Annotated in this window: 11 protein-coding genes and 3 pseudogenes; 7 read left to right on the top strand and 7 right to left on the bottom strand. The window is 72.8% G+C overall.

The genetic code is table 11. The features are described 5' to 3' along the window. Position 1 precedes the first annotated feature (1 nt). From mdlC to ACFC8N_RS32760, 4 genes are all read right to left on the bottom strand, one after another. The gene (mdlC, locus tag ACFC8N_RS32775; protein WP_376292151.1) at positions 2 to 1,609 is read right to left on the bottom strand and encodes a benzoylformate decarboxylase; all 1,608 of its coding nucleotides are present in this window, start codon (positions 1,607 to 1,609) and stop codon (positions 2 to 4) included. Continuing rightward, on the bottom strand, positions 1,606 to 3,186 hold the full coding sequence (locus ACFC8N_RS32770; protein ID WP_376292149.1) for an ABC transporter permease: 1,581 nt from the start codon (positions 3,184 to 3,186) through the stop codon (positions 1,606 to 1,608). Before ACFC8N_RS32770 ends, mdlC begins: the two co-directional genes overlap by 4 nt. Next, positions 3,183 to 4,151 (bottom strand): ABC transporter substrate-binding protein, encoded by a 969-nt coding sequence (locus ACFC8N_RS32765; RefSeq protein WP_356034089.1) that lies wholly within the window; start codon positions 4,149 to 4,151, stop codon positions 3,183 to 3,185. The genes ACFC8N_RS32770 and ACFC8N_RS32765 overlap by 4 nt, the downstream gene beginning before the upstream one ends. An 86-nt stretch (positions 4,152 to 4,237) precedes the next feature. Then, complete coding sequence (locus ACFC8N_RS32760) at positions 4,238 to 5,245, bottom strand: Ppx/GppA family phosphatase (RefSeq protein ID WP_376292147.1); 1,008 nt, start codon at positions 5,243 to 5,245, stop codon at positions 4,238 to 4,240. Positions 5,246 to 5,509: 264 nt separating this feature from the next. Between ACFC8N_RS32760 and ACFC8N_RS32755 the strand changes: the two genes are divergently transcribed. The 6 genes from ACFC8N_RS32755 to ACFC8N_RS32730 all read left to right on the top strand — a co-directional run bounded on the left by ACFC8N_RS32755 (position 5,510) and on the right by ACFC8N_RS32730 (position 13,621). Next, the gene (locus tag ACFC8N_RS32755; RefSeq protein ID WP_376292145.1) at positions 5,510 to 6,691 is read left to right on the top strand and encodes an FAD-dependent oxidoreductase; all 1,182 of its coding nucleotides are present in this window, start codon (positions 5,510 to 5,512) and stop codon (positions 6,689 to 6,691) included. A 122-nt stretch (positions 6,692 to 6,813) separates the two neighbouring features. After that, a complete protein-coding gene (locus ACFC8N_RS32750) occupies positions 6,814 to 8,610 on the top strand; it encodes an RICIN domain-containing protein (RefSeq protein WP_376292142.1) in 1,797 nt (598 codons plus the stop codon). 56 nt (positions 8,611 to 8,666) lie between these two features. After that, positions 8,667 to 9,482, top strand: coding sequence for an inositol monophosphatase family protein (locus ACFC8N_RS32745; protein ID WP_376292139.1), 816 nt, complete (start codon positions 8,667 to 8,669; stop codon positions 9,480 to 9,482). Positions 9,483 to 9,526: 44 nt separating this feature from the next. Continuing rightward, positions 9,527 to 10,882 carry an FAD-binding protein gene (locus ACFC8N_RS32740; RefSeq protein ID WP_356034103.1) on the top strand — a complete coding sequence of 452 codons (1,356 nt, stop codon included), beginning with the start codon at positions 9,527 to 9,529 and terminating at the stop codon, positions 10,880 to 10,882. A 144-nt stretch (positions 10,883 to 11,026) separates the two neighbouring features. Then, positions 11,027 to 13,210 (top strand): discoidin domain-containing protein, encoded by a 2,184-nt coding sequence (locus ACFC8N_RS32735; RefSeq protein ID WP_376292137.1) that lies wholly within the window; start codon positions 11,027 to 11,029, stop codon positions 13,208 to 13,210. Between the two features lie 108 nt (positions 13,211 to 13,318). Continuing rightward, positions 13,319 to 13,621 (top strand): chaplin, encoded by a 303-nt coding sequence (locus ACFC8N_RS32730; protein WP_356034108.1) that lies wholly within the window; start codon positions 13,319 to 13,321, stop codon positions 13,619 to 13,621. A 111-nt stretch (positions 13,622 to 13,732) separates the two neighbouring features. On the opposite strand, the gene ACFC8N_RS32725 is transcribed toward ACFC8N_RS32730, so the two are convergent. The 3 genes and pseudogenes from ACFC8N_RS32725 to ACFC8N_RS32715 form a co-directional block, all read right to left on the bottom strand. Further along, positions 13,733 to 14,899 (bottom strand): acyltransferase, encoded by a 1,167-nt coding sequence (locus ACFC8N_RS32725; RefSeq protein ID WP_356036988.1) that lies wholly within the window; start codon positions 14,897 to 14,899, stop codon positions 13,733 to 13,735. 328 nt (positions 14,900 to 15,227) lie between these two features. Next, positions 15,228 to 15,877, bottom strand: a pseudogene (locus ACFC8N_RS32720) (sugar phosphate isomerase/epimerase family protein). Between the two features lie 110 nt (positions 15,878 to 15,987). Further along, positions 15,988 to 16,593 (bottom strand): annotated as a pseudogene (locus ACFC8N_RS32715) (Gfo/Idh/MocA family oxidoreductase); the annotation flags it as partial. Positions 16,594 to 16,609: 16 nt separating this feature from the next. Here ACFC8N_RS32715 and ACFC8N_RS32710 point away from each other — a divergent pair. Continuing rightward, positions 16,610 to 16,777: pseudogene (locus ACFC8N_RS32710) on the top strand (LacI family transcriptional regulator); the annotation flags it as partial. Between the last annotated feature and the right edge of the window lie 98 nt (positions 16,778 to 16,875).

The raw sequence follows: 16,875 nt of genomic DNA, 5'->3' as shown, positions 1-16,875 counted from the left end.
CTCACCCGGCCCACGGCTCGTACAGGGTGCCCGCGCTGCCGGTGACCCGCAGGTGCAGCAGGAAGGGGCCCGCGTCGTCGCCCCGGCCCAGCGCGCGGTCCAGGGCGGCCGGCAGTTCGCCGGGGTCCTCGGCGCGGGCCGCCGGGCAGCCGAAGGACTGGGCGAGGGCCGCGAAGTCGATGCCGGTGATGTCCGTGCCGGGGACGCCCCCGATGCCGATCCGGCGGCCCAGCGCGCGGACGGCCGCGTAACCGCCGTTGTCCAGCAGCACATAGGTGACCGGGGCCGCGTGCCGGGCCGCGCTCCACAGCGCCTGCACGGAGTACAGCGCCGAGCCGTCGCCGACCACGCACACCACCCGGCGCCGGTCGGCGAGGGCCCGGCCGACCGCGAGCGGCAGTCCCCAGCCGAGCGCCCCGCTGCCCGTGGTGAGAAAGCCGCCGCCCGCATCGACGGGCACGCGCGCGTGCAGCGCGTCCCGGTGGCCCGGCGCCTCCTCGACGAGCACCCGGTCGCGCGGCAGCCGGTCCCGCAGGAGGTCGAACAGGAACTCCGGGGTGATGTGCGCGTCCGCCGCTGCCGGGGCGGGGGCCGGCCGGGGCAGCGGGGGTTCCCGGTCCGACTCCTTCAGCAGCTCCGTGAGCCGGGCCAGGGCGGGCCGCAGGGTGGTGACGACGCTCGTGCCGACGGGCAGCCACGCGGCCTGGCCGGCGTCGCAGTCCAGGTGGAACAGCTCGGTGCCGGGCGCGAGCGGCGGACCGTCGTCGGCCACGTGGTAGGTGAACACCGGCGCGCCGAGGGCCACGACGACGTCGTACGGCGCGAGGCGCGCGGCCAGCCGGCGGGCCACCGGCGGCAGGAAGCCCTGGAACAGCGGATGCGACTCGGGGAACCCGGAGCGGCCGGAGAGCGGGCTGATCCACACCCCGGCCCGGAGCCGCTCGGCCAGCACCCGCACCTCGTCCAGCGCGTCCTCGTCGTCCACCCCGGGGCCGACCACGAGCGCCGGGCGGGCGCAGGAGTCCAGCCGGCCGGCGAGCGCGGCGAGGGCGTCCGGGGCGGCCGTGAACGCCGTGTGCAGCGTGCGGGGCGGGACGGGCTCGGCGGGGCGGTCCCAGTCGTCCTCGGGCACGGACACGAACACCGGCCCGCGCGGGTGGGTCATCGCGGTCCGGTACGCCTCGGCCAGCACGGCGGGCACGTCCTCGGCCCGCTCCGGCTGGCGGGCGGACTTCACGTACGGACGCGGGAACAGGGCCGGTTCGTCGGCGCCGAGGAACGGCCGCAGCTGGAGCAGCGAGCGCGCCTGCTGGCCCGCCACGATCACCAGGGGTACCCGGTCCCGGTAGGCGTTGAACACCGCGCCGAGGGCGTGGCCCACCCCGCCGGCCGAGTGCAGACTGACGAACGCGGCCCGCCGGGTGCCCAGCGCGTGTCCGGCCGCCATACCGACGGCGACGGATTCCTGGAGGCCGAGCACATACGTGAAGTCGTCCGGCCAGTCGCGGAACATCCGCAGTTCCGTGGAGCCCGGATTGCCGAAGACCGTGGTCATACCGGTGTCGCGCAGAAACCGTACGACCGCCTCGCGGACCGTGGTCGTCGTCATGCCGTCCTCCCTGGGCCGACGAGCCGCTTCTCGACCGCCAGCAGACCGGAGTTGAGGAGAAAGCCGAGCGCGCCCAGCAGGACCAGCGCCGCCCACACGGTGAGCAGGTCGGAGCGGGTCTGCGCGTCGGTGAGGGTGAAGCCGATGCCGTTGTCGCTGCCCGGCAGCAGTTCCGAGAACACCATGAGGATCAGGGACAGCGACAGGCTGAGCCGCAGCCCCGCGAAGATCCGGGGCAGCGCCGAGGGCAGGATCAGGAACCAGAGCCGCTCGGGCGCCGTCAGCCGCAGCACGGCCGCCGCCTGGAGCCGCAGCGGGTCGGTCGCGCGGGCGCCCTCGGCCGAGTTGACCAGCACCGGCCAGACGGCACTGAACGCGATCGACGCCACCTGCATGGGCGTGCCGAGGGCGAAGACCACGACGAACACCGGTACCAGCGCGGGCGGCGGCACGGCCCGCGCGAACTGGAGCACCGGATCGCACAGCGCGTACGCCCGCCGCGAGCGGCCCACCGTGAGCCCGAGGGCGATTCCGGCGACCGCCGCGAGCGTGAACCCGGCCGCCATCCGGCAAAGGCTCGGCAGGATCGTGTCCTCGGCGGCCGAGGTGAGGAAGAGATGCCGGGCCGGTCCCGAGAACCACAGGTCGCGGGCGTGCCGGACGATGCGCAGCGGCGGCGGGAAGTAGACGCTGCCCCGCGCGCGGGCGGCCGGCTCCCAGCAGGCGACGCCGCCGAGGAGCACCGACCAGCGCAACAGCACGGGGACGGCGGCGTGCCGGGCTCCCTCCTTGGCGAACTGCCCCTCCGCGCCCCGGCGTTCACGCGCCCAGGCGAACAACCGCCGTTCCGCGGCGACCAGTACGCCGTTGACGACCAGGCCGAGGCTGCCCGCCCACACCACCGCGGCCAGGACGTCCAGGGTGCCGTCCGTCGCGGTCTGGGCCTGGGCGATGAAGATGCCGAGGCCTTGCCCGAAGCCGGAGAGGATCTCGGTGGCCACGGCCAGGATCAGGGCGACGGCGGCGGAGATCCGCAGCCCCGCGGCGATGAACGGGGCGGTGCTCGGCAGCTCCACCCGCCACAGCACCGCGAACCGTCCGAAACCGAAGGCCCGCAGCGTGTCCCTGGCCAACGGGTCGGTCTCGCCGAGGCCGTAGAGGGTGTTGAACAGCACGGGCCAGAGCGAGGCGTACGCGATCAGCGTCACCTCGGTCCGCGTGCCCGACCCGAGCAGCAGCGACACCAGCGGGATCAGCGCGACCGAGGGCAGCGGCCGCAGGAACTCGACGACCGCGCGCACGGCCGCCTCCGCCCCCGGCACCGCGCCCAGCAGCAGCCCGAGCGGTACGGCGATCGCGCAGGCGAGGGCCAGGCCCAGCGCCCAGGCCCGCAGGGTCGCCCCGACCCCGTCGAGGAACGTCCCGTCACCCGCCAACCGCACGGCCCGGACGAGGACTTCGGAGGCGGGCGGCAGATAGTCGCGCCGGACGATACCGGCCCGGGACACCGCCTCGCACACCCCGAAGGCGAGCGCCGCGCCGAGCAGACCGAGCGCCAGGTCCTGACGCCGGGTCATGCCACCAGCAGCGGCGCCGGATCGATGTCCTTCGTCAGCATTCCCTGTTGTCGCATGAGGTGGATCAGCCGGCGCAGCTGTGCCGCGTCGGCGGTCGCCGGATAGGCGGGCAGATGGAGGGACTTGGCCTCCTGCGCCGTCACCTTGGCGTACTTCGGCAGTTCCGCGCGCACCGCGTCCGGGTCGGCGGCGGCGAGCTTCGAGGCCGCCTCGATCGCCCGCCGGAAACCCGCGGCGGCCTTCGGGTGCTCGCGGACGAAGGCACGTGTGGTGACGTACCCACTGGCGGGCAGGCCCGCCGCCGGCCCCGAGCCGCCGTCCAGCAGCACCCGGGCGCCCACCTGGTCCTGGATCGCGGAGTCGAAGGGCTCGACCGCGTGGACGGCGGCCACCTGGTTGCGCTCCAGCGCGGGGCCCATCTGCGGGAACAGGATCTGCCGGTAGACGGGCCGCCCCGCGCCCCGGGCGGCGAGGATCGCGTTCAGGGTGAGGGACTGGATGTTGTTGAGGACGGCGACGGCGACCTTCTTGCCGGCCAGGTCCCCCGGCGACGTCAGGTGCGAGTCCCTGGGCACGAGGACGTCCATCATGTGCGGGGCGATCCGCACGCCCTCGGCGAGGATCCGCAGGTCCAGGGTGCCCTTCTCGTACGCCTGGAAGTAGGTGACGTAGTTCGCGCTCGCGATCGCGTCGACCTGGCCCTTGAGCAGCGCGGGCAGCGCCTGGATGCTCTGCTGCACGGGCTGGACCCGCACGTCCAGGCCCTCCTTGGCGAACAGCCCCCGGTCCCGGGCGAGATAGAGTGCGGCCGAGTCGGTGAGCGGCAGCGCCGCCACGGTCAGCTGCTCGCGCCCGTCCCCGGCGGACGACGTGCCGCCGCTGTCGCAGCCCACCAGGACCAGTGCCGCCGCGGCGACGAGGGCGGCGAGGCGTTTCGTTCCCGATCGTGATCGACGTAATGCCATACGGGCATGCCTACCCCTCATTTGTCATGATCGCTACAGGGTGGCGCGATTCGTTGCCGTCGGGTGACGTGGGCGGCGGGCCCCGGCTACGCCGACGGGCCCGCGACGCGCAGGGTCGCCGCCGGGGGCAGGAGGGCGGCGTCGGCGGCCCCGGTGACCTCCGTCCACCAGTCGGCGCCGTCCTCGACGTAGCGCAGCAGCACACCCTCGCGGATCGCCCACGGCAGCACGACGACCCGGCGCAGCCCCATGAGCTTCAGCGCGGTGTGGCCCACGACCGCCCCCGCCAGGCTCTGCTCGGCCCGCGGCGCGGAGATGCCGGGCAGCTGGGCCCGCTCGGCGGCGGGCAGCGCGGCGAGCGTCCGCACCGCCTCGCTCAGGTCCCGGCAGCGCATCTCCCGCCGTGCGAACGGCCCGTGGCGCCCGGGTGCCGCCCCGCACAGCCGGGCCAGCTGCTGGAACGTACGGGAACTGACGGCCGCCGTGCGCGGCGCCTCCCAGCGGATCCGCGTGGCCACGTCCCGCAGATCGTGCCGGATGCGGCGGCGCAGCTCCTTCAACTCGGCCGGGCCCGGCGGATCCTGGAGACCGAGGTGCTCCCGGGTGAGCCGCCTGGCACCGAGCGGGAGCGAGGCGGCGAAGTCGGGCAGCCGGCCCCGGCCGAAGGCCACCTCCAGCGACCCGCCGCCGATGTCGAGCAGCGCCAGGGGGCCCGCGCGCAGGCCGAGCCAGCGCCGCGCCGCGAGGAAGGTCAGCTCGGCCTCGGTCTCACCCGGCAGGGTGCACATCCGGATTCCGGTTCCGGCGGCCACCCGCCGCAGCACCTCCAGCCGGTTCGGGGCACCGCGGACCACCGCCGTAGCGAAGGCCAGCGGCCCCGTCGCATGCCAGCGCCGGGCCGTGGCCCCCGCCGCGGCCACCGCCTGCACCAGACTCTCCACCGCCTCGTCGGCGATGGCGCCGTCCGGACCGACGTGTTCGGACAGGCGCAGCTTCCACTTGACCGTGTGCACCGGCAGCGGAACACCTCCCTCCACATCCGCGATCACCAACCGGACGGTGTTCGACCCCGCATCCACCACGCTCAACCGCATGGCCGGGACGTACCCACTTCCCCGTCAAAAACCCGTCACGGCACGGGCGCACCGGGTGACGCCTGTGCACAGCTCCCCGCAGCGTGCCCCCCGGGTGCGGCGCGCGGGACGGAGGCGCGGCGCGTGCGCGGAGGGGCGGCGGGCCCTCGGCGCCGCCGGTCGCGCGCTGTCCGGATCTCGACCGTTTCGGCCCCGCGGCCCCCGGCACTGCCCTTGTAGGGTGACCGACATCGAACGGGGCACGGTCGAGACGGGGAGCGGCACGTGAGCGGGACGCACACGACGACAACAGCGGTGATCGGCGGCGGCATCGCGGGGACCGCCACCGCGCTCGGGCTGCACAAGGCCGGGTACGACGTCACCGTGTACGAGGCCCACCCCGACACGGCGCAGGACATCGGCGCCTTCCTGACCCTGGGCAGCAACGGCATGCGCGCCCTGGCCGAGCTCGACGCCACGGACGCGGTCACGGCCATCGGGTTCCCGCTGACGTCGCTCCGGCTGCTCGACAGCCGCGGCACCGAGCAGGCACACGCGCCGCTCGGCGAGGTGACCGATCCCGACCTGCACTACCGGTGCCTGCGCCGCGGCGAGCTGAACGCCGCCCTCCAGCGCGAGGCGGCCCGGCGCGGCGTCCCGGTGCGCCACGGCGTCCGCCTGACCGGCGTGAGCGAAGGGCCGGGCGGCGTCACCGCGTACTTCGCCGACGGCACCAGCGCCGACGCGGACCTCCTCGTCGGCGCCGACGGACTGGGCTCCACCGTGCGCGCGCTCATCGCCCCCGAGGCGCAGCCCGGTTACGCGGGCCAGCGGATCTACTACGGCTACACCGAAACCGCCCCCAGCGCCGATCCGACCGGCCTCATCACCTTCGTCCGCGGCGCCGGGACCACCTTCGGGTACGCGGTGTCACCGGCGGGGCAGACGTACTGGTTCGCCCGTGTCGACACCGAGGCCCTGCCCGCCGACGGCTCCGCCCACGAGGTCGACCCGCGCGCGGAGCTGCTGCCGCTGCTGGCCGAGGACGCCACACCGGCCGCGGACATCGTCGCCGCCTCCGTCGGCCCGGTCCTCGCCACCAACGCCACCGACCTGCCGCTCGGCTCCGTGTGGCACACCGGACGCGTGCTGCTCGTCGGTGACGCGGCCCACGCCGCCTCCCCGGCCACCGGCCAGGGCGCCTCGATGGCCCTGGAGGACGCCGTCGTCCTCGCCAAGGCGCTGCGCGACCGGCCCGGCGTGCCCGCCGCGCTCGCCGCCTACGAGGCGCACCGCCGCCCGCGCGCGGAGCGCAACGTCGCCGTCAGCGGCGGTATCTCCCGCGCCGGGCACCAGTCGGCCCGCCCGGGCGCGGTCGTGGCCCGGCCCGCCGATCCGGACGCGGCGCTCATCCGCCAACTGGCCTGGGACACACCGCTGTCCGCGACCCCGCCCGAGGAGTCCTGAGCGGCACCACCGCGCGGCCGCGCGCGAAAGTGCAAGAGGCGCAGCACTGGAGTCCATTGCCGGACAGAGCGGCGGGGCCGGATCGTTCCGTGCAACCGGCCCTTCGGCAACAAGGAGCACAGGTGCGACTCTTGAACAGAGCGGGCGGCACCCTGGCAGTGACCTCGGCGGCCGTCGCCCTGGTCCTCGGCGGCGCCCTCACGTCCCCGGCGGCCACCGCGGCACCCGCCGACGCCGCCTACCGCGTGACCGTGGGCAGCCCGGTGCCGTTCACCCACCCCACGGACACCCCCGCCACCCCGTACCTGGACCGGGACGGCACCTTCCACTACCAGCAGTCCGCCGCCCTCTACGGCGCCAAGGACCCGCGCACCTGGGACTTCTACACCGGCAAGGACTTCGACACCGCCGGCTTCGACAACAAGCTCAGCAAGGCCGTGAACCCGGCCAACCCGGCCGACCGCAACGACGACACCACCTGGCGCTGCAACAACAGCCCCACCGGCCGCGAGGCCACCTACGCACCCAGCGGCTCCGGCTACGCCCAGAAGAACTACTGCGACCTGTCCGGGATGTGGGTCGACCCCGACACCGGCGACTGGTACGGCCTGGTGCACAACGAGTTCACCCCGCAGCCCTTCGGTGACGGACTGCACTACGACGCCGTCGACTACGCCGTCTCCACCGACCACGGCCGCACCTGGACCGTCAAGGACCACGTCATCACCTCGCCGTACAGCACCGAGCGCGGCGACACCACGGCCTTCCCGAACCAGACGTACTCCTACGGCGACGGCGACCAGCGTCTCTTCGTCGACACCGCCTCCGGCTACTTCTACGTCTATTACGGCTCCCGGATCATCGACAAGAGCGGTGGCTGGAAGGCGTTCTACGAACACGTCGCCCGCGCCCCGATCTCGGCCAAGATGGCCCCCGGCTCGTGGCGCAAGTGGTACGACGGCGCCTGGTCCCAGCCCGGCACCGGCGGCAAGGAGAGCGACATCGTCCCCGTCGACGCCGACCACCCCACCGGCTACACCCCGGCAGCCGCCGAGTACGACCCGGCCAACACCGGCACGGCGGCCCAGCAGATCGCGGCCGGGAAGATGCCTTCGACCTCGCCGCTGTTCGTCATGAACATCGCCTACGACGCCTACCTCGGCCTCTACCTCGGCGAACCCCAGGCCGTTGACCAGAGCGGCAACGCGCCCCAGTACCTGTACGCCACCTCCGACTTGACGACCCAGAGGTGGCACCTCATCGGGGACACCGGGAGCTACACGAACGCCTCCTGGTACCGCTGGTTCCTCGACAGCGCCAACCGCACCAGCTCCATGGTCGTCGGCAGGTCCTTCCGCTCCTACTGCGCCTTCGGCTGCTCGCACGACGCCTCCGGCGAGTACGTCGACCTCACCGTCGACTCCGCGAAGCCCGCCGCCGCGCCCGTGGACACCAGCCGCCGCTACCGCATCCGCGGCGGCACGGGCCGGTTCCTCGCCCAGGCGGCAGGCGGCTCCGGCACCACCTCGCTGGCCCGGCCCACCGGATCCGGCCGGGACACCTGGGTCTTCACCCCGACCGGCGACGGCGCCTTCACCCTCACCAACGCCGCGAGCGGCCGGCTGCTCGGCGTCGACTCCGCCGCCACCGCGGGCCGTGCCTGGGGCGCCCGGCCCACCGTCACCCGGGCCCCGGCCGGCGGTCCGGCCGTCGGACAGCAGTGGTTCGTGATCCCGGACGCGAGCGGCCGCACCTACCGGCTGGTCAACCGCTACAGCGGCCTCGTGCTCGGTCTGTCCGGCACGTCCGGGCGGCTCGCCGAGACCACGCCGGTGCGCACCTGGACGGACCGCACCCACAGCGCCGTCGGCGGGAGCCGCACCGCAGCCGAGCAGACCCTGTCCCTCACCGCGAGCTGAGCGCCCGAAGACCCAACCCCTCCAGCCGGCACGGGACTTCTGGCTATCCTGCACCCATGATCACCAACGGGGAAACCGACGCCCACCTGGCCGTGCGAGCGGCCCAGGCGGGCGCCGCCGTGGTCCGCGACCTCTACGGCAGCCGGCTCGCACGCTACGACAAGTCCGCCGGCGACTTCGCCACCGAGGCCGACGTGGCCGCCGAGCGGGCCATCCTGGACGTGCTGCGCGCCGCCCGCCCCGACGACGCCGTGACCGGCGAGGAGAGCGGGCGCCGCGGCGCCGCCGACGCCCGCCGCCGCTGGCTCGTCGACCCCCTGTGCGGCACCCTCAACTACGCCGTGCGCAGCATGCTCGTCGGCGTGAACGTCGCCCTGCGCGACGGCGACCGGGTCACGGCCGCCGCGACCGCCGACCCGTTCGGCGCCGAGGTGTTCTGGACCGACGGCACCGCGGCCCGGGTGCGCGCCGCCGACGGCACCGACGAGCCGCTGACGCCGACGGCCGGTTCCGCGCTGGTGGACGTCAACCTCGACCCGCCGTTCCCGGGCGCCCCCGGCTTCCGGGCGGTGCGCCTCCTGGCCGACCCCGGGTTCGCCGAGCGGTTCCGGCCCCGGGTGATCTCCAGCACCCTCGCCGTGGCCTGGGTCGCCGCCGGGCGCCGGGCCGCCTATGTCACCGACGGCGACCTGCGCGACAGCGTGCACTTCGCGGCCGGCATCGCGCTGTGCCGCGCGGCGGGCTGCACGGTGACCGGCCTGCGCGGCGAGCCCGTGCTCACCGGCGCCGACGGACTCGTCGCGGCGGCCGACGCGCGGACCCACGCCGCCCTGCTGGAACTCGTCAAGAACCAGCCGACGGGCGGACGTTGACGGCGATCTCGACGCCCGCCGCCTCCGTCTGATGTGATTCCGGCATGACGCAGGCCCATGACCTCGCCGCCCGCTTCGGCCGCGCGCTGGACACCCGCCCCGAGGCGCTCGGCGCGTCCGCGCGGGACTTCGGCCACCTCGTGCGGGAGACACCGCTCGGTGTGCTCCGCCCGGAGTCCGTCGCCGGGATCACGGACCTGCTGCGGTTCACCGGCCCCCGCGACATCCCCGTGAGCGTGTACGGCGGCGGCCACTCGATGTACGGCCAGGGGCAGGCGGGCGGCGGGGTCGTACTGGACCTGCGCCCGATGAGCCGGATCGCAGACGTCGCCGACGGCCGGATCACCGTGGGCGCCGGGGTGTTGTGGCGGGAGGTACTGGCCGCCACCCTGCCGCACGGGCTCACGCCCCCGGTCCTCACGGACTACCTCGGCGCGAGTGTCGGCGGGGTCCTGTCGGCGGGCGGGCTCGGCGGCGCCACCCATCGGCACGGACTGGTCGCGGACCAGGTCCTGGAGCTGGAGGTGGTGACCGGCGCCGGGGAGCACCACGTCTGCTCGCCCGACCGGGACCCGGCGCTCTTCCACGCCGTGCTCGCGGGCCTCGGCCAGTGCGCCGTCATCGTCACCGCCACCCTGCGCCTCGTCCCCGCGCCCGCCCGGGTCCGCCGCTACTGCCTCTTCCACACCGATCTCGCCCGCTACCTCGCCGACCAGCGGATGCTCGCCGAGGAGCCGCGCTTCGCCTACCTGGAGGGCCAGGCCCGCCCGGCCGAGCAGGGCGGCTGGCAGTACATGATCGAGGCGGTGGCCCCGCACGCGGACGGACTCGCGCCCGACGACCGGGCGCTCCTCGACGGCCTGGGCCACGACCCCGCCACCGTGGAGACGACCGATCTCGACTACGCCGAGTTCGTTCACAGGGTGGACACGGACGAGGCGGTCCTCACCGGGACGGGGGAGTGGCTGCACCCGCACCCCTGGCTCAACCTGCTGCTCCCGCACGACCGCGCCGCATCCGTCGTGCGTGCCGTACTCGCCGACCCGGCCTTCCACGACCTGCGCGACACCGGCCTCGTCCTGGTCTACCCGCTGCTCTCCGGCCCGCTGCGCGCACCGCTCTTCCGCCGCCCGTCCGGCGCGGTCCTGCACCTGTTCGCCCTGTTGCGCACCGCCCCGCCCGACCACCCCGGGACGGCCGAGGCGATGGTGGCCGCCAACCGCAGGGCCTACGACCTCGCCCGGTCCGAGGGCGGCGTCGCCTATCCCGTCAACGCCCTGGCGATGACCGCCGCCGACTGGCGCGAGCACTACGGGAGCGACTGGCAGACCCTCGCCGAGGCCAAGAAGCGCCACGATCCGCATCACGTCCTGGCCCGGGGACACGGTCTGCGGTTCTGAGCGCTCCTGCGGCTCCGAGAGTTCGCCTTCCGAAGGTTTTGGCTCCCGAAGGCTTGCCGCCCGCTTGCCTCATCACTTAAATCAAAACATGAACTAAGCCGTGGGATCGGCTGATTGACGTCCCTCACCCTTCGGAGCCGCCAGATGAGAAGCCGCACAGGACCGACCCGCCCGGCAGTCGCGCTCGCCGCCCTGGCCGCGCTGCTCACCCTTCCCCTCGCCCACGCCCCGGCCGCCGCCGCGACCCCGGCCTCCGCCACGCCCCGCGCGGCCACCTGCGATCCGGCCGACGCCGCCCGCGGCAGACCGGCCACGGCCTCCTCCACCGAGAACGCCGGCACCCCCGCCTCCGCCGCCTTCGACGGCGACCCCTCGACCCGCTGGTCCAGCCGGTTCTCCGACCCGCAGTGGCTCCAGGTCGACCTCGGCACCGCCCGGGACCTGTGCGCGATCGACCTGAACTGGGAGGCCGCCTACGGCAAGGACTTCCAGCTCCAGGCCTCCACCGACGGGCAGAACTGGACCACCCTCAGGACCGTGACCGGCGCGAGCGGCGGCACGACGTCGTACGACGTCAGCGGCTCCGGCCGGTACCTCCGCGTCTACGGCACCGCACGCGGCACCGGCTACGGCTACTCGCTGTGGGAGATGTCCGTGCACACCACGGCGACCGGGACGACGGGCCCGGTCCAGGGCGGCGGCGACCTCGGCCCGAACGTCATCGTGGCCGACCCCTCCACCCCGAACCTCCAGCAGAAGTTCGACGACGTCTTCAAGCAGCAGGAGTCGGCACAGTTCGGCACCGGCCGCTACCAGTTCCTGCTCAAGCCGGGCACCTACAACGGCCTCAACGCCCAACTCGGCTTCTACACCTCGGTCTCCGGACTCGGCCTGAACCCCGACGACACCCAGATCAACGGTGACGTGACGGTCGACGCCGGCTGGTCGGGCGGCAACGCCACCCAGAACTTCTGGCGTTCGGCGGAGAACCTCGCCATCACTCCCTCCAACGGCACCGACCGCTGGGCCGTCGCCCAGGCCTCTCCCTTCCGCCGCATCCACGTCAAGGGCGGCATGAACCTGGCACCGACCGGCTACGGCTGGGCCTCCGGCGGCTACATCGCCGACTCCAGGATCGACGGCACGGTGGGCCCGTACTCCCAGCAGCAGTGGTACACCCGGGACAGCTCGGTCGGCGGCTGGACCAACGGCGTCTGGAACATGACCTTCTCCGGAGTCCAGGGCGCACCCGCGACCAACTTCGACAACGGCCCCTACACCACGCTGGACACCACCCCCGTCTCGCGCGAGAAGCCGTACCTCTACCTCGACGGCAACGACTACAAGGTGTTCGTCCCGAGCGAGCGCACCGGCGCCCCGGGCGTCTCCTGGCCGAACACCCCCGGCACGTCCATCCCGCTCGACCAGTTCTACGTCGTGAAGCCGGGCGCCACGGCGGCCACGATCAACGCCGCCCTGGCCCAGGGCCTCAACCTCCTGTTCACGCCCGGCATTTACCACCTCGACCAGACGATCGACGTCACCCGCCCCGACACCGTCGTCCTCGGACTCGGTCTCGCCACGCTGGTCCCCGACAACGGCATCGACGCGATGCATGTGGCCGACGTCGACGGTGTACGGCTCGCGGGGCTCCTCATCGACGCGGGCCCCGTCAACTCCGGCACCCTGCTGCGGATCGGCACCCCCGGCTCCACCGCCGACCACTCCGCCGACCCGACCACCATGCAGGACGTCTTCGTCCGTATCGGCGGCGCGGGCCCCGGCCTCGCCACCAACTCCGTCGTGGTGAACAGCAACGACGTGATCATCGACCACACCTGGCTCTGGCGCGCCGACCACGGCAGCGGCGTCGGCTGGGACACCAACCGCGCCGACTACGGCCTCACCGTCAACGGTGACGACGTACTCGCCACGGGCCTGTTCGTCGAGCACTTCAACAAGTACGACGTGTACTGGCACGGGGAACGCGGCCGGACGATCTTCTTCCAGAACGAGAAGGCGTACGACGCCCCGAACGCGGCCGCCGTCACCCACGACGGCATCGTCGGCTACGCGGCCTACAAGGTCGCCGACTCCGTCACCCGTCACGAGGCCTGGGGCCTGGGCAGCTACTGCAACTACACGGCCGATCCCTCGATCGTCCAGGCCGACGGCTTCGAGGCCCCGGCGACCGGCGGCATCAGGATGCACGACCTGCTGGTCATCTCGCTGGGAGGCAACGGCCAGTACGCCCACGTCGTGAACGGCACCGGCGCACCGACCTCGGGGACCGGCACCGTCCCGTCGAAGGTGACGTCCTTTCCCTGACCCGCACTCCATGATCGCGCGGCCCCCCGAACGGCGTAGCCCGAGAGGCGCACGGGACGGGGTGCGGGTGTGATGGAAGCACCCCTTCGTCAACCAGTGAGGCAGATCATGCGTCTTCGCAGTTTTGCGACAACGGCCGTGCTCGCAGGCTTCCTTGCCGTGGGAGGCTCGGCGACGGCCTTCGCGGCCGGCCCGGGCCCGACGACCGGTACCGCCGACAACCCGGGCCCGACGACGGGTACCGCCGACAACCCGGGCCCGACGACGGGTACCGCCGGCAACAGCCCGGGTGTCATCTCCGGCGACGTCATCCAGGTCCCGATCGGCATCGACGCCAACGTGTGCGGCGACACCATCGACCTGATCGGTCTGCTGAACCCGGCCTCCGGGAACACCTGCTCCATCAAGTGACGCCGCCCGTGCGCCGGCTCCCGTCCCGCGGGAGCCGGCGCACGGCTGTTCAGAACCGCTCGGCGAGGCGCGGCGCGCCCCGGCCGGGACCGCACGGATCGCAGCGGTGGCTCAGCCTCTCGACGCCGGCTGCGTCTCGCGGGGGGCCGGTGCCTTGGCCGGGTGGCGGCGGCGCAGCAGCAGACGTCGCGCCGGGAGCTCCACCATCTCGTAGAGAAGCCAGGACAGCCCGAGCGAGAGGGCGAACACGATCGCGGTGACCGCCGTCCCCGCCAGGGCACCGAAGTGCGGCTTGATGCCCAGCAGGTGCGTCCCGGCGCGCAGCACCAGCAGATGAACCATGTAGAAGGCGAAGGACAGCTCACCGAGCCGCACCATCCGCGGACCGCGCCACATCGACGGCAGGCCCTTCAGGTCCGCGTTCGCCGCCGCCGGGATCAGCAGGGTGAAGCCGATGATCGTGCACATGGTCGCCGAGTAGCCGAGCGGGGCCTGCGGGACCATGAAGTAGCCCACGATCGCCAGCGCGAGCGAGGCCTCCAGGCCGGGTCCGCGCCAGCGGCCGAGCAGGACCAGCCGCGCGGTGACCGCGCCGAGGACGAACTCGGGCAGCCGGGCGGCCGGGAACGAGTACAGCGCGTAGGTCCACCAGTGGTGGGCGTCCGCCCGGGAGATCACCACGATCGCCACCAGCGACAGCCCGCCCAGCGCGACCGAGCCGCGCACGCCGAGCCGGCGCAGCAGCAGGATCAGCAGCGGGAAGGAGGCGTAGAAGAAGGCCTCGCAGGCCAGCGACCAGCTGACCGGGTTGAGCGTCTGCCACCAGGGGCGCCACCAGGAGTGCAGCAGGAGGACATTGGCCACCGCCTGTTTCGGCGTCGGCTGTGCGTTGCTCTCCAGCGTGAGCGCCAGCAGGAACGCGAGGCCGACGGTGACGAGGTGGACCGGATAGATCCTGGCGACGCGCCGCCGCCAGAAGCCGAGCGCTCGGTCGTGCGGTCTTGCCGACCAGGTCAGCACGAAACCGGACAACACGAAGAAGAACGACACTCCGGTGGCGCCGGAGCTGAAAGCCCAGTACACCAGGCTGCCGCCGGTGCCACCGAAGTAGCCGAAGTTGTTCACGTGCAGTCCGAACACGAGCAGCGCCGCCATCCACCGCAGTCCCGTCAGGGACGGCAGTGAGGTGTTGGCGGCGCGAGGGGAGTCCCTGGCGGCGCTCTCGCCGTCAGGGGAGTGCGGCGTCGTCCGGATCGTCCGGGTCGTCGCCGTGGTCATCGAATCACCTGCCGCAGAGGATTGGCGTGGGGCATGAAGGGGAACGTTGCCCGTTCACCTCCGATCATGTGCGTCACATGGCAAACATCACACCGTTGCCGAACGACGCACCCCTCTGTATGCCACGGACGGCCGGACCCGTGCATCCCTACGGGTGACGACACGCCGTACTGTATTGATCGTCACAATTGGTATATACGAGTTGATACCGGGTGCCCGAAATCTCCGCATAATCAATGCAATGATCGGTAACGGGAAAGCGGCCCGTGTCGTCCCGCGGGCCGCTTTACAGGAAGGTAATTTCTAGGAAGGAATTACGCAGGAGAAACTACACGCGCAGTTCCTTTCTGATTCGCTCAAGCATGAACGCCGAGGACTCACGGGCCCGCTCCTCCCCGGCGAACACGCAGGCCGTGGCCACACCGTCGAACTTCAGCTCGCGCAGGCTGGAGCCCTCGTGGTGGAAGGAGTCCGCGATGTGCACGTGCTCCAGCCGGTCGCCCGCGAAGCGCACCATCGCCGCGATGTCCGCCGTCGGGTCCGCCCCCGGCAGATGGAAGGAGTGCGGGGCGCAGTACAGATGGTTCACCCACGGCTTGTTGATCGCACGGACCAGGTCGACCGCCGGGGCGTTCTCCTCGCGGAAGTCGTCCGGGTGAGCCTCCAGGTTCAGCGCGATCCCCTCACGCTCGAACAGCGGCAGCAGCTCCTCCGGCGAGCGCCGAACGCCGCCTCGCTCTCCGCGGCCCGGTCGGGACGGCCGTTGAACTCCGGGTTCATCAGCGGGCAGCCGAGGTCCGCGGTGATCTCGATCATCCGCTTCCAGTGGCGGACCGCCGCCTGCCGCTCCGTCTCCTCCGGCGAGGACCATCTGTACAGCGGCAGCACCGAGGACAGCTCGACGCCGTGCGTGCGCAGGGCCGTCCTCAGCTCCGCGATCCGCTCGGCGTCCGCCCGCGGATGCAGGAAGAACAGCATGAAGTCGGCACGCGGGGACAACTCGATGGACTCGTAGCCGAGTTCGGCCACCGTGCGCACCATGTCGTCGATCGGCAGGGCGCGGAACATGTACGGGTCGATGGCGATCTTCACGCGGCACCTCCGTAGAACGCGGGACGGTGCCTGAGATCCGTGGCGACGACACGGCCCGACCGGAGGGCCTCGACGGTCGCCGGGGTGATCGCGGTGGCGGCGTAGCCGTCCCAGGCCGAGGGCCCGGTGCGCTCGTCGCCCGCGGCCACGCCCGCGATCCACGCGCGGAACTCGGTGTCGAACGCGTCCACGAACCGCCCGACCCAGTCCGTCAGCACCTCGGTGCTGTGCTGTCCGGCCGTGCGCACCCCGACCGCGGCCGGGTCGGGCAGCCGCATCAGACCCTCCTCACCGACCGCCTCGCACTGCATGTCGTATCCGTACCGGCAGCTGACGAAGACCTCCAGATCGATACGAACGCCCTTGACGGTCTCGAACAACATGATCTGCGGGTCCTTCAGGTGCTCGAACCGCTTGCTCGTGGCGCGCGGGGTGACCACCTGAGCGGAGACGATCTCGTCGTCCAGCGGCCGGCGCAGCACGTCCACCTCGTGCACCGCCGTGTCCAGGGCGGCCATGCCGGAGGTGTAGGACTGCGGAACGGTCGGATTGCGGTGGGCGCAGTGCACGATCAGCGGCTGCCCGATCCGGCCCGCGTCGATGTCATGGTCATTCCTTCTGATGCCGATCGGCCTGACGACCGTACGACAGGGCGCCGGTCTGATGGTCGAACACGCGGTCCGGTTCGCCGTGGAGCGGCTGGAGAGGACGGAACTGCCCGGCCGGGAGGCCGAGTTGGATGCCAAGCTCGTCGTGCGGGGGACCAGCGGGCCGCCATCCGCGTGATCGTCTTCTGTGTCGCCGTCTCGCCCGTGCAGATCATGCGCAGTGCGGAGTGAGCCAGGCCGCCGCCTGCGACTTTCGGTGTCGGACCACCATCCTTG

Origin of the sequence: Streptomyces sp. NPDC055966 (assembly GCF_042269865.1) — a bacterium.
In the GTDB taxonomy this organism is placed as follows: domain Bacteria; phylum Actinomycetota; class Actinomycetes; order Streptomycetales; family Streptomycetaceae; genus Streptomyces.
Note: the sequence above shows the minus strand (reverse complement) of the source record. Positions and strands in the feature narration are given on the sequence as shown.